This window comes from Rhodococcus sp. ENV425, from assembly GCF_002887785.1.
Classification (GTDB): domain Bacteria; phylum Actinomycetota; class Actinomycetes; order Mycobacteriales; family Mycobacteriaceae; genus Rhodococcus; species Rhodococcus aetherivorans.
Genome location: NZ_PCZU01000010.1, coordinates 1 through 11,794 on the forward strand (window position 1 = coordinate 1; position 11,794 = coordinate 11,794).

Below are 11,794 nucleotides of genomic sequence, written 5' to 3' on the forward strand. Positions count from 1 at the left end.
GGCGTTCAGTGGACCGGCGGCATCACCCTGTCCGCCGCGCCGAGCTTGTCCGGGTTCCGCACCACATACAGGCCCGTGACCAGGCCCGCGTCCGTCTCGATCATCATCACGAGGTCGAGCCGCTCGGCCGAGTACACCGCCAGCGCGGGCAGACCGTTGAACGACGCGAACTCGAAGCGCATGTCGGGCAGGGGCCTGCGCCCCAGGTTCCGCAACAGCCGCGCGACCTTCTTCGCCCCGGACACCGGAACCCGTGCGGCCGTCGCCTTGCCCCCGCCGTCGGCGACGTAGACCACCTCCGGGGACAGCACCTTCATCAGCGCCTCCACGTCGCCGGTGCCGGCGGCGGCGAGCAGTTCCTCGACCACCCGGCGGGTCTCCGCGCCGGACGCCGTGTACCGCTTGCGCCGCGCGTGCACGTGGCTTCGGGCGCGGTGGGCGATCTGCCGCACCGTCGCCTCCGGCCTGCCGACCGCCGCCGCGATCTGGGCGTGGTCGAATCCGAACACCTCGCGCAGCACGAACACCGCCCGTTCGAGCGGGCCGAGTGTCTCGAGCACCAGCATCATCGCCATCGACACCGACTCCGCGAGCAGGACGTCCTCGGCGGCATCCGGCGCCGTGCGTACCGGCTCGGGCAGCCACGGCCCGACGTAGTCCTCCCGGCGACGCTGCGCGGTGCGCAGCGCGTTCAGCGCCTGCCGGGTGACCACGCGGCTCAGATACGCCCGGGGGTTGGCGACCTCGTCGAGGTCCACCTCGGCCCACCGCAGGTAGCTGTCCTGCAGGATGTCCTCGCTGTCGGCGACGCTGCCGGTGATCTCGTACGCGATGCCGAACAGCAGGCCGCGGTGCCGGGTGAACAGCTCGTCGTGCGTCATCGCGGCGCCGCGATCGGATCGTGCGCAGCGGCCGGTCCCTTCGGGAAGGGATAGCCGTGCCCCCGTGCCTGCCGGCGCAGTGTCCACACCGTTCCGCGCACCACCATCTCCTTGCCGAATGCGCCCAACGTACCGCGCAGGGCGCCGCCGCGGGCCGTGTCGTCCGGGCGGGTGCGCTGCACGACGCCGGAGGCCCGGCCCAGCGAGATGCACTGCGCCACGAAACCGAGCGACAGCGGCTGCGGCTCCAGGCCCGCCAGCAGCGCCCATGCCGTGTCGGCGCCGTGCGCGCCGAGCGGCAGCGCCGCCTGGCAGCTCATCCGGATGTGATCCTGGCCGTCGACGGTCACGGCGTCGCCCACCCCCACGACGTTGGCTGCGCCCGTGCTCCGCAGGGTGGCGTCGACGCGGAGCCGACCGGTCCCGTCGACCGGCAACCCGCTCCGCCGGGCCAGGTCGGGCACCGTGAAGCCGCCCGCCCAGATCGTGAGTTCCGCGGGCACCGCTTCGCCGTCGGCGAGCAGCACCTCCCGCCCGGTGACCGCGACGACCCGGCCCGGCCGCACCCGGACACCGAGCCGTCGCAGCCGTGCGGCGACGAACCGCCGGGTGGCGCCGGGCAGGTGTGCGACGGGGTCCCCGACGAGGGTGCAGGTCAGGTGGGGATGCGCCTCGGCGATCTCGGCGGCCGATTCGACGCCGGTGAGCCCGCCGCCGACGACCACCACGCCGGCACCGTCGCCGAGCCTGTCGAGCGCGGCGGCCGTGTCCATGGCGCGTTCGAACTCGGCCGGCGAGTGCAGCCGGTCGGCGCCCGGGATCGCGGGCACGCCGGCGCCGCTGCCGACGGCGTAGATCGCCACGTCGAACGGCAGCGCCGTCCCGTCGGCGAGCAGCACACGATCCGCACCGATCTGCACCGCGGTGCCGAGGTGCACGACCGCCGCCGGGTGCAGCACCTCGGCGAGGTCGTGCGCGGCCGCACCGGATCCGGCCGCGAGCTGGTGCAGCCGCACCCTCTCGACGAACACCGGTCGCGGGTTGACGACCGTCACCGATACCTCCGGATGCGCGGCGAGCATGCGGTTCGCTGCCATCACGCCCGCGTACCCGGCCCCGAGCACCACCACGTCGGTTGCCATCCTGACCACCCCTTCTGCTGTCGACGATTTCGCGGTCGTGCATGGGACACCGGCCGGCCCGCGAATGTGACAGGGTGCGGCGTGGCAGTGCTCACACGGCCGGCCCGCTACGGGGAACCGGGGGTGAGGAAGGCCGACTCGGCCGCGTCCCGGCCCGCGAACCACCCCTCGGCGTCGACGCTGCGTGTGCGCGTCGACCGGGTCGTCGGGAACAACCGGCGGAACTCCGAGTCCACGGCCTCGGAGCGACGGGCCAGCAACGGGGCGAGCTGCGTGACGGCCATGCTCGCGTCGGCCGCGGCGGCCGCGGTGGCGCGCACGTCGGCCTGCCGCAGCCGTTCGCCGATCCGGTATGCGAACCCCGCCAGGAAGGCGCGACGGAACGCCGTCGCCGCGCCGCCGGTGCGGCCCCCGGTCCCGGCCGCGCGCACGGCCCGGCTCGCCTGCACCGACAGCGACGTGAACAGCACCTCGACCTGCTGCAGGTCGACGTCGGCGCCGACGATCGTGGCGATCCCGACCTTGGTGAACCACACCGTGCGGGTGCGGTTCGCGTTCCCGATCGCGGTGAGCAGCAGCACCTTCTCCTTCGCGTACGGGTTGTCGACGTGCAGGCGGCGCCCCCGCGCGGCGCCCGTCTCGGCGCCGGTGAGCAGGGCCGCGCCGATCGCGTACCGGGTCATCAGCTCCTGCGCCTTGGCGGTGAGGGTCTCGGCCTCCTCCGGATAGTCCGTGGACTCGGCCTTCGCCAGGAGGCCGCGGATCCGTGCGAGCACCCTCGGGTCCGGGCACAGGGATTCGCCGGCCGCGGGGACCGGGCGCAACGGCGGCCACTGCGACGGCGGCGGCAGGAGAGGGGCGAACCGCGGCAGGTACTTCCAGGCGAACGCCAGCCCCATCACCTGGAAGCGGGACAGGCCGGGCAGCTCGCGCAGCAGTTCGACGCCGAGGTGGCGCACCGGTGCGTCGGGCGGAACCCGTTCGGCGATCCGCGCGGCACCGGGACAGCGCTCCGCGATCACACCGAGCTGCTGCACCCAGTCCATGGGCGCCCGGTCGGCCGCGTGGCTGCGCCGGGCGTCGTACAGCACCGCGGCGGCCGCCAGTGGGACGTCCGTGGCGTCGCCGGACCGGGCCGTCACGTGCAGCACGTCGGCGGGCTGCCAGCCGCGCTCGTAGGCGGCGCACAGTTCGTCGAGAAGTGGCCGGGTGCCGAGGTGGAAGACCTCGTCGGATGCCCCGGACCCCGCCGGCGCCTGTCGAAAGTATGTTCTATCTCGCCCCATGCGCGGGAGTGTGCACGAGGCCACCGACAGGCGGCGGGATGCCTATTCGTACCGCGGGAACACCGGGGCCGGGGCCGGCAGCGGGGTGCCCGGGGCGAGGCGTGTGGCGATGTCCGCGAACTGCCGCGCCTGCGGGTCCTGGCCCACCAGGTCGAGGATCTTCGCGGCCGAATCGGGCATCACCGGCTGCACGAGCAGGCCGACGATCCGCACGACCTCGAGCGTCACGTACAGCACCGTCGCCATCCGGGCCGGGTCCGTCTTGCGCAGCACCCACGGTGCCTGCGCGGAGAAGTACCGGTTCGTCTCGCCGAGCACGTGCCAGATCGTCTCCAGTGCGAGGTGCAGTGCCTGCACGTCGAACTCGGCCCGGACCTTCTCGAGCAGGGCGTCGGCCTGCGCGAGCAGCGCGCGGTCGTCCTCGGTGAAGTCGCCGGGGGTCGGCACCACGCCGTCGAGATTCTTGGCGACCATCGTCAGCGAGCGCTGCGCCAGGTTGCCGAGTTCGTTCGCCAGGTCCGCGTTGACGCGGGTCACGATCGCCTCGTGGCTGTAGCTGCCGTCCTGGCCGTAGGAGATCTCCCGCAGCAGGAAGAAGCGCAGCGGATCGAGACCGTACTGTTCGACCATCTCGAGCGGGTCGACGACGTTGCCGACCGACTTGGACATCTTCTCGCCCTTGTTGAACAGGAAGCCGTGCACGAACACCCGCTCGGGCAGCTCGATTCCGGCCGACATCAGGAACGCCGGCCAGTACACGGTGTGGAACCGGGTGATGTCCTTGCCGATGATGTGCAGGTTCGCGGGCCAGTAGCGGCGGAACGACTCCGCCTCGGTGTCGGGGAAGCCCGCGCCCGTCAGGTAGTTGGTGAGCGCGTCCACCCACACGTACATCACGTGCTCGGGGTGGTCCGGCACCGGCACGCCCCAGTCGAAGGTGGTGCGGGAGATCGACAGATCCTTCAGCCCGCCGGAGACGAAGCTGACGATCTCGTTGCGCCGGGTGGCGGGGGCGATGAAGTCCGGTCGCTCCTCGTACAGCTTCAGCAGCTTGTCCTGATACGCCGAGAGCCGGAAGAAGTACGTCGACTCCTCCGTCCACTCCACCGGGGTGCCCGACTCGGTGGCGATGCGCGTACCGTCCTCGAGCACCGTCGTCTCGGCTTCGGCGTAGAACGCCTCGTCGCGCACCGAGTACCAGCCCGAGTAGGTGTCGAGGTAGATGTCGCCGTTGTCGGCCATGCGCTGCCAGATGGCCTTGCTCGCCTCGCGGTGATCGGCGTCCGTGGTACGGATGAACCGGTCGAAGGAGATGTTCAGCGACTTGTCCATGGCCTCGAACACCCCGGAGTTGCGGGCCGCGAGGTCCCGCACGTCCAGGCCTTCCTTCGCCGCCGTCTGCTGCATCTTCAGGCCGTGCTCGTCGGTGCCGGTCAGGAAGAACACGTCGAAGCCGTCGAGGCGCTTGAACCGGGCGATCGCGTCCGAGGAGATGTACTCGTAGGCGTGGCCGATGTGCGGGGCGCCGTTCGGGTAAGCGATCGCGGTCGTCAGGTAGAACGGCGGGCGGGAGGCGGCAGGAACAGTCATGGTGCGTCCACTTTATAGGTAGATAGTGTATGGGCCGTGAGCCGAACCCGCCCCGCGCCCGAGCCTCCGCAGCCGCTCTCGCCTCTCGTCGATGCCCACACGCACCTCGACGCGTGCGGCGCGCACGACGCCGAGTCGGTGGCGGCGATCCTCGACCGGGCGGCCGCGGTCGGGGTCGGACGGGTCGTCACCGTCGCCGACGACATCGTCGCCGCCCGCTTCGCCGTGGACGCCGCGCACTGGGACGAGCGGGTCTACGCCGCCGTGGCGATCCACCCCACCCGGGCGAACGCGCTCGACGACGCCACCCGGGCCGAGATCGAGAAGCTCGCCGCCGACCCGCGCGTGGTCGCGGTGGGGGAGACCGGCCTGGACCTGTACTGGCCCGGCAAGCTCGACGGCTGCGCCGACCCGATCGAGCAGGAGGACGCCTTCCGCTGGCACATCGACCTGGCCAAACGGCTCGGCAAGACCCTCATGGTCCACAACCGCGACGCCGACGCCGAGTTGCTGCGCGTGCTGCACGACGAGGGTGCGCCGGAGACGGTGATCTTCCACTGCTTCTCGTCGGACGCGGACATGGCGCGGGCCTGCGTCGACGCCGGTTACCTGCTCAGCTTCTCCGGGACGGTGAGTTTCAAGAACGCCGCGGCGCTGCGTGCCGCGGCCCCGCTGGTGCCGCTCGAGCAGGTGCTGGTGGAGACGGACGCTCCGTTCCTGACGCCCCATCCGTTCCGCGGCGCGCCCAACGAGTCGTACTGCCTGCCGTACACGGTGCGGGCGCTGGCGGAGGTGCGCGGCGCGGACCCGGCCGAGCTGGCCGCCGCGACCACCGCGAACGCCGAACGGGTGTACGGACTTTCGTAACGGTGTCGCCGTTCCGAGGCGGCCGGCCCGTGCGGCCGGGACAATGGACGGCATGCACAGCTTCGTCTACAACGCTCAGCCGTCACGGGTGGTGTTCGGGCCGGGAACCGCGGCGCGGGTCGCCGACGAGGTGCGCCGCCTCGACCGCTCCCGGGTTCTCCTGCTGGGTGGTGAGCACGTCCGTCCGCAGGTGGAACTCGTCGAGAAGGCCCTCGGTGGGCTGCAGGTCGCCCGGTTCGACGGCGCCGTCATGCACACGCCGGTGGCGGTCACCGAGAAGGTGCTGGGCCTGGTCTCCGAACACGACATCGATGCCGTCGTCGCCGTGGGCGGGGGGTCGACGACGGGACTGTCGAAGGCGATCGCGGTGCGCACCGGCGTGGACCAGGTGATCCTGCCGACCACCTACGCCGGATCCGAGGTGACTCCCGTCCTCGGGGAAACCGCGGACGGTGTGAAGACCACGCACTCGTCGCCGGCCATCCTGCCCGAGACCGTCATCTACGACGTCGAGTTCACCCTGTCGATGCCGATCCCGATGGCGGTGACCAGTGCGATCAACGCGATGGCGCATGCCGTGGAGGCGTTGTACGCCGAGCATGCCAACCCGATCGTCGACACGCTGGCGCTCGAGGCCATCCGCGCGATCGCCCGGGGCGTGCCGGTCCTCGGCGCCGACGCCGCGGACCGGGAGGGCCGCTCGGATCTGCTGCTCGCGGCGTGGCTGGCCGGCACGTGCCTGAGCGCGGTGGGAATGGGCTTGCACCACAAGCTGTGTCATGTCCTGGGCGGCAGTTTCGACCTGCCGCACGCGCCGACGCACACCGTGGTGCTACCGCATGTGATGGCGTTCAACGCGCCGTCGGTGCCGACCGTGATGAGCCGCATTGCCGACGCCCTCGGCACCCCCACGGCCCCGGCCGGGGTCTTCGACCTGGTGGCGGCGGCGGGCGGCCCGACGACGCTCGCCGAACTGGGGATGTCCGAGGGCGACCTCGACGAGGCGGCGCACCTGGCCACCGAGCGGCAGTACCCCAACCCGCGGGAGGTGACCCGGGTCGGGGTGCGGCGCCTGCTCGGGGACGCCTATGCCGGAGTCCGCCCCGAGTGACGGTGCGCGCTCGGTGTGTGCCCTCGGTGTGTGCTCACTCGGTGTGTGCTCACTCAGGGGGCGGTCGGGGGGTTGCGGCGCGGCCGGATCTGCGCGTTCGGCAGCGCCGGCGCGGGTAGCCGTGTCACCTTCCCGGTGTAGCCCTCGACCCGCCCGAAGCGTTCCCCCTCGCGCTGCCACTCGTCCCGGAACGCGACGATCTCGTCGTGGCTACGGCCCACGAAGTTCCACCACATGACGATCTCCTCGCCGAACGGCGTACCGCCGAGCAGGACGGCCCGCGCGGGTTCGACGGTGAGATTGGTCAGGGGGAGCGTGGGGACTCCGGTGCCGACGTAGCCGAGCGCGGAGCGGGCGAGGACGGTGCCGGCGAGGCGGACGCTGCCGGTGTCGACGAGCAGACCGTGCTCGAACTCGGGATCGACGGCCAGTTCGACGGTCGCGCCCGGGTCGAGGGTGATCTCGGCGCCGAGCAGCGGGGTGAAGGTGTGCACGGGCGACGCGGACCCGGCGAGGGAGCCGAGGAACACGCTCACGGTCGCGCCCTCGATCCGGACGGGTTCGGGGGCATAGTGCTGGAAGTCGCGGGGTGCGCCGCGGTGCGCGTCGGGCAGGGCCACCCACAATTGGACGCCGTGCAGGACCGTCGTGGCCGGCGTGGAGACCTCCGAGTGGGCGATGCCGTGGCCGCCGGTCATGAGGTTCAGTTCGCCGGGGCGGACGAACGCGTGCTTGCCGAGGCTGTCGCGGTGCTCGATCTCGCCGGCGAACAGCCAGCTCACCGTCTGCAGGCCGGTGTGCGGGTGCGGCGCGACGTCCATTCCGCCGGTGGCGGCGACGTCGTCGGGCCCGTAGTGGTCGGCGAAGCACCAGGCCCCGATGAGGGACCGGGCGCGCTGCGGCAGGGTGCGGCGGACCGGCATCGCGCGCGGGCCGCCGAGCGGCACCTCGCGGGAGGTGATGATCTGCACACGGGTGGGGGCGGGCTCGGTTTCGCAGCGGATCTCGGTGGGCTCGGCGTCGACGTTGCTCATCTAGAGGACCTTGTTTCCGTACATCTCGCCGAGGGGGTCGGCGATGAGTTCGATGCGGGCGCCGTCGGGGTCGCGGAAGTACAGCGAGACCTCGCTGTGCTCGACGAGCTCGACGCCGGCGTCGGTCAGCTTGGTGCGCAGGCGTTCCCACCTGCCGGGCTCGACGCTGATCGCGATGTGGTGCAGGCCGCCGAGGACCTCCCGGTAGGGCCCGACGTCGAGTCCGGGGAAGTCGAAGAACGCCAGCAGGTTTCCGTTGCCGATGTCGAAGAAGAAGTGCGAGGAACCGGGGTAGTCACGGTTCTCGATCAGTTCGGTGAGAGGGAATTCGAGCACGTCCTGGTAGAAGCGCACGGTGCGTTCGACGTCGCTGCTGACGAGCGCGGTGTGGTGCAGCCCGCGGGCCGACGACGCGGGTCGCTCGTCGACCGGCCGGAGGTAACGGCTGCGCAGTTCCTCCCGCAGCGTCGCGGATCGGCGGCTGCGCTCCTCTTCCACGCTGATTGCCACGATAGTGCTCCTTCGGCCGGTGATTGCCCCTTCGACGAGGAGCATACTCCACATTGTTGATTAATCAACTACTTTTCGGCCCCCGACCTTCCGGCAGCCGGGGCGCTCGGGCACCCCAAGGTTGAACCTTCAACCTTGCGCAGCTACCGTGGACGCGGCTTCGATCGAAGGACGAGCCCCCCACCGCCCGCACCGAAAGGTCATCTCCATGAACAACCCCGTCCTGCGCAACGTCGGGCTGCTCGTCGCCCGAGTGGTCATCGGCATCGTCTTCCTGGCCCACGGCCTGCAGAAGATCAACCAGGGATACTCCGCCACCAAGGCCGGATTCGAGGGCATGGACGTGCCCGTGCCCGCGCTGTCCGCCTTCTACGCCACCTGGGTGGAAACGCTCGGTGGCATCGCTCTCATCATCGGCCTGCTCGTGCCGATCTTCGGCGTCCTGCTGCTGATCAACATGCTCGGCGCGTTCTTCGTCGTCCACATCGGCAACGGCATCTACGTCACCGACGGCGGATGGGAACTCGTCGGGGCCCTCGGCGCGGGTGCGCTGGTGCTCGCCGTCGTCGGCGCCGGCGCCTACAGCGTCGACGCCCTGCTCGCCCGCCGGGTGCGGTTCCTGCAGACCGCGTAGCCGTGGGTGAGGACCGGCGCCCGGGAACCGGGCGCCGGCCTCAGAGCACCTTCGCGAGGAAGTCGCGGGTCCGTTCCTGGCGGGGGCTCCCGAACAGTTCCTTCGGCGTGCCCTCCTCGAGGACGTACCCGTCGGCCATGAACAGCACCCGGTCGGCGACCTCCCGGGCGAAGCCCATCTCGTGCGTGACCACGACCATGGTCATGCCCTCGGCCGCCAGGTCGCGCAGCACCTGCAGCACCTCGCCCACCATCTCCGGGTCGAGGGCGCTGGTCGCCTCGTCGAACAGCATGATGTCCGGATTCATGGCCAGCGCCCGTGCGATCGCGACGCGCTGCTTCTGCCCGCCGGACAGGTTGGCCGGCTTCGCGTCGGCCTTCTCGCTCAGCCCCACCCGGTCGAGCAGGGCGAGCCCCCGCGTCCGTGCCTCCTCCTTGGTCGCCCGCTTCGTCAGCACCGGCGCGAGCACGATGTTCTCGAGGGCCGTCATGTGCGGGAAGAGATTGAAGTGCTGGAACACCATCCCGATGTGGCGGCGCACCCGGTCGATGTCGATCTTCCGGTCGGCGAGGTCGAACCCGTGCACCACCACCGAACCGGCGCTGATGTCCTCGAGCCGGTTCAAGCATCGCAGGAACGTCGACTTGCCCGAACCGGAGGGGCCGATCACGCACACCACCTCGCCGGCGAGGATGTCCACATCGATGCCCTTGAGCACCTCGTTCTCGCCGAACGACTTCTTCAGGCCGCGCACGCGGATCTTCACCTCGCGACCGTCCTCGAGCGGCTGGGCCGCGGCTGCCTCGGTCAACGGTTGATCCTCTTCTCGAGTCGGTCCGACAATTTGGTCAGCGCCATGATGACGACGAAGTAGATCACCCCGATGATCAGCCACATCTGGAACGACTGGAAGTTGCGGGCGATGATGATCCGCCCGGTCTGGGTGAGCTCGGCGATGCCGATCACCGACAGGATCGAGGTGTCCTTCAGCGTGATCACGAACTGATTGATGTACGACGGGATCATGGTGCGCACCGCCTGGGGCATGACCACCTTGCGCATCGCGGGCAGGTAGCCGATGCCGAGGCTGCGGGCGGCCTCCATCTGCCCCTTGTCGACGGACAGGATGCCGCCACGCACGATCTCGGCCATGTACGCGCCCGCGTTGAGCGAGAGCGTGATGATGCCCGCGGTGAACGCCGACATCTGGAATCCGGCCGCGGCCGGGATGCCGAAGTAGATGAAGAAGGCCTGCACCAGCAGCGGGGTGCCGCGGAAGACGTCGACGTAGGCGGTGCCGATCCCGCGCAGGACGATGTTGCGTGAGACCCGCATGAGGCCGAACAGCGCACCGAGCACCAGCGCGATCGCGATCGAGACGACCGACAGCACGAGGGTCAGCCACAGCCCCTCGAGCAGCAGTTGCCAGGTGCTGCGGAGCAGGCCGGGGATGGAGTTGTCGGCCTGCACGGCGCCCTCGCCGAGGTAACTCTCCACGATCTCGTCGTAGCGGCCGTTGTCCCGCAAATTCTGCAGGCCCGCGTTGAACGCGGTGAGCAGCTCGGGATTGCGGCCCTTGTTCACCGCGAACCCGTAGTTCGCACCGGCCTCCTTCTCCGTGACCGTCTTCAGCCCGTTGCCCTGGGCGATGCCGTACGCCAGCACCGGGTAGTCGTCGAAGACCGCGACCGAGTTCCCGGTGCGGACCTCGTCGTACATGCTCGCCGAGTCGGCGAAGTAGACCGTGGTGAACCCGTACTCGCCCTTGATGGACTCGGCGAACGCGGCGCCCTCGGTGCCGTTCTTGACCGCGACGCGCTTGCCTGCCAGATCGGCGTACGACGCGACCTCGTCGTTGCCGGCGAGTACCGCCATCTGCACGCCGGACTCGAAATAGGGATCCGAGAAGTCGAAGACCTGCTTGCGCTCCTCCGTGATCGACATGCCCGCGATTACGCCGTCGGCCTGGTCCGCCTGCACCGCCTGCAGGGCGGCATCGAAGCCCAGCGGACGAACCTCCACGGTGAAGCCCTGATCCTCCGCGATCTCCCGGATCAGGTCCATGTCGATGCCGACGAAGTCGCCCTGCTCGTTCTGGAATTCGAAGGGTGCAAAGGTCACGTCGGTGGCGATGACGTAGGTGCGGCCGGCGGCGGGGGACTGCGCCAGGGCCGCCGGGGTGGCAGCGAGCAGCAGCGCGCCGAGCATGCCGAGCAGGGTCAGCAGCGCCGCACTCCGCCGCGCCGGAGGACGGTGAATTCGGTCACCCAAAGTAATCCCACCTCTGTAATTCGCGCGTCGTGCGGCACGTTTTCCCGAGCGTCGAATCGACGCTAGCCCGCACCTTCGGTCGCGGCCCGGCTATTGATCGAAAATTACGAATCGTCACCTGTCTCGTTACCGAGAAACTGCAGGTAGAAATGGTGCAGTTGCCGTATCAATGCCGATTCGTTACCGTGCCGTGATCGAAGTTGTCGACAGTGCAGGAATAGCCGTGTCACCTTTCACCAAGATCAACCGAGCGAAATCGCCCACGCTGTACGTGGTCGTCGCCGCACTCTTCCTCACCCTTGCGGCCGGCGGCGTCGCCGCCCTGATTCAGCACAAGGAACTCACCCTCGACGTGGACGGTGAGCGGATCGCGCTCAGCACCATGAGCTCCGAGGTCGGCGACGTTCTCGCCGGCGCCGGCTACCCCGTCGGCGAGCACGACGTGGTGGCCCCGGCCGTCGATGCCGA

General features: G+C 70.2%; 12 protein-coding genes. 4 read left to right on the forward strand and 8 right to left on the reverse strand.

What is annotated here, in order from left to right; translation table 11 throughout:
* Positions 1–5 precede the first annotated feature (5 nt).
* From CQZ88_RS00450 to metG, 4 genes are all read right to left on the reverse strand, one after another.
* Positions 6–881 (reverse strand): RNA polymerase sigma-70 factor, encoded by an 876-nt coding sequence (locus CQZ88_RS00450; protein WP_006944922.1) that lies wholly within the window; start codon positions 879–881, stop codon positions 6–8.
* Complete coding sequence (locus CQZ88_RS00455; RefSeq protein WP_174824796.1) at positions 878–2,023, reverse strand: FAD-dependent oxidoreductase; 1,146 nt, start codon at positions 2,021–2,023, stop codon at positions 878–880. The genes CQZ88_RS00450 and CQZ88_RS00455 overlap by 4 nt, the downstream gene beginning before the upstream one ends.
* Positions 2,024–2,130: 107 nt before the next feature.
* Positions 2,131–3,309: a DUF2786 domain-containing protein gene (locus CQZ88_RS00460; protein ID WP_006944919.1), complete on the reverse strand. Its 1,179-nt coding sequence runs from the start codon at positions 3,307–3,309 to the stop codon at positions 2,131–2,133.
* 42 nt (positions 3,310–3,351) lie between these two features.
* Positions 3,352–4,899: a methionine--tRNA ligase gene (gene metG / locus CQZ88_RS00465; protein ID WP_050034773.1), complete on the reverse strand. Its 1,548-nt coding sequence runs from the start codon at positions 4,897–4,899 to the stop codon at positions 3,352–3,354.
* 36 nt (positions 4,900–4,935) lie between these two features.
* On the opposite strand from metG, the gene CQZ88_RS00470 reads away from it, so the two are divergent.
* Together CQZ88_RS00470 and CQZ88_RS00475 are read left to right on the forward strand one after the other, a co-directional pair.
* Positions 4,936–5,766 carry a TatD family hydrolase gene (locus CQZ88_RS00470; RefSeq protein ID WP_006944914.1) on the forward strand — a complete coding sequence of 277 codons (831 nt, stop codon included), beginning with the start codon at positions 4,936–4,938 and terminating at the stop codon, positions 5,764–5,766.
* A 43-nt stretch (positions 5,767–5,809) separates the two neighbouring features.
* Positions 5,810–6,877 carry a maleylacetate reductase gene (locus CQZ88_RS00475; RefSeq protein ID WP_050034774.1) on the forward strand — a complete coding sequence of 356 codons (1,068 nt, stop codon included), beginning with the start codon at positions 5,810–5,812 and terminating at the stop codon, positions 6,875–6,877.
* A 53-nt stretch (positions 6,878–6,930) separates the two neighbouring features.
* Here the strand turns inward: CQZ88_RS00475 and CQZ88_RS00480 are convergent, their stop codons facing one another.
* Positions 6,931–7,911, reverse strand: a complete 981-nt coding sequence (locus tag CQZ88_RS00480; RefSeq protein ID WP_065922884.1) for a pirin family protein — start codon at positions 7,909–7,911, stop codon at positions 6,931–6,933.
* On the reverse strand, positions 7,912–8,421 hold the full coding sequence (locus tag CQZ88_RS00485; RefSeq protein WP_006944908.1) for a VOC family protein: 510 nt from the start codon (positions 8,419–8,421) through the stop codon (positions 7,912–7,914).
* Positions 8,422–8,629: 208 nt separating this feature from the next.
* Here CQZ88_RS00485 and CQZ88_RS00490 point away from each other — a divergent pair, with 208 nt between their 5' ends.
* Complete coding sequence (locus tag CQZ88_RS00490; RefSeq protein WP_006944906.1) at positions 8,630–9,055, forward strand: DoxX family protein; 426 nt, start codon at positions 8,630–8,632, stop codon at positions 9,053–9,055.
* Positions 9,056–9,095: 40 nt separating this feature from the next.
* Here CQZ88_RS00490 and CQZ88_RS00495 read toward each other — a convergent pair whose 3' ends face one another.
* Positions 9,096–9,866 carry an amino acid ABC transporter ATP-binding protein gene (locus CQZ88_RS00495; RefSeq protein ID WP_006944900.1) on the reverse strand — a complete coding sequence of 257 codons (771 nt, stop codon included), beginning with the start codon at positions 9,864–9,866 and terminating at the stop codon, positions 9,096–9,098.
* On the reverse strand, positions 9,863–11,263 hold the full coding sequence (locus CQZ88_RS00500) for an amino acid ABC transporter substrate-binding protein/permease (RefSeq protein ID WP_231386008.1): 1,401 nt from the start codon (positions 11,261–11,263) through the stop codon (positions 9,863–9,865). The genes CQZ88_RS00495 and CQZ88_RS00500 overlap by 4 nt, the downstream gene beginning before the upstream one ends.
* A gap of 286 nt (positions 11,264–11,549) precedes the next feature.
* Here CQZ88_RS00500 and CQZ88_RS00505 point away from each other — a divergent pair.
* Positions 11,550–11,794: ubiquitin-like domain-containing protein (locus tag CQZ88_RS00505; protein ID WP_146034229.1), on the forward strand; the 245-nt coding region annotated here is incomplete at its 3' end.

Coding starts and splice junctions, on each gene's coding strand:
- CQZ88_RS00450 (WP_006944922.1), bottom strand. CDS start 881: ATGACGCACGACGAGCTGTTCACCCGGCACCGCGGCCTGCTGTTCGGC.
- CQZ88_RS00455 (WP_174824796.1), bottom strand. CDS start 2,023: ATGGCAACCGACGTGGTGGTGCTCGGGGCCGGGTACGCGGGCGTGATG.
- CQZ88_RS00460 (WP_006944919.1), bottom strand. CDS start 3,309: ATGGGGCGAGATAGAACATACTTTCGACAGGCGCCGGCGGGGTCCGGG.
- metG (WP_050034773.1), bottom strand. CDS start 4,899: ATGACTGTTCCTGCCGCCTCCCGCCCGCCGTTCTACCTGACGACCGCG.
- CQZ88_RS00475 (WP_050034774.1), top strand. CDS start 5,810: ATGGACGGCATGCACAGCTTCGTCTACAACGCTCAGCCGTCACGGGTG.
- CQZ88_RS00480 (WP_065922884.1), bottom strand. CDS start 7,911: ATGAGCAACGTCGACGCCGAGCCCACCGAGATCCGCTGCGAAACCGAG.
- CQZ88_RS00490 (WP_006944906.1), top strand. CDS start 8,630: ATGAACAACCCCGTCCTGCGCAACGTCGGGCTGCTCGTCGCCCGAGTG.
- CQZ88_RS00500 (WP_231386008.1), bottom strand. CDS start 11,263: ATGCTCGGCGCGCTGCTGCTCGCTGCCACCCCGGCGGCCCTGGCGCAG.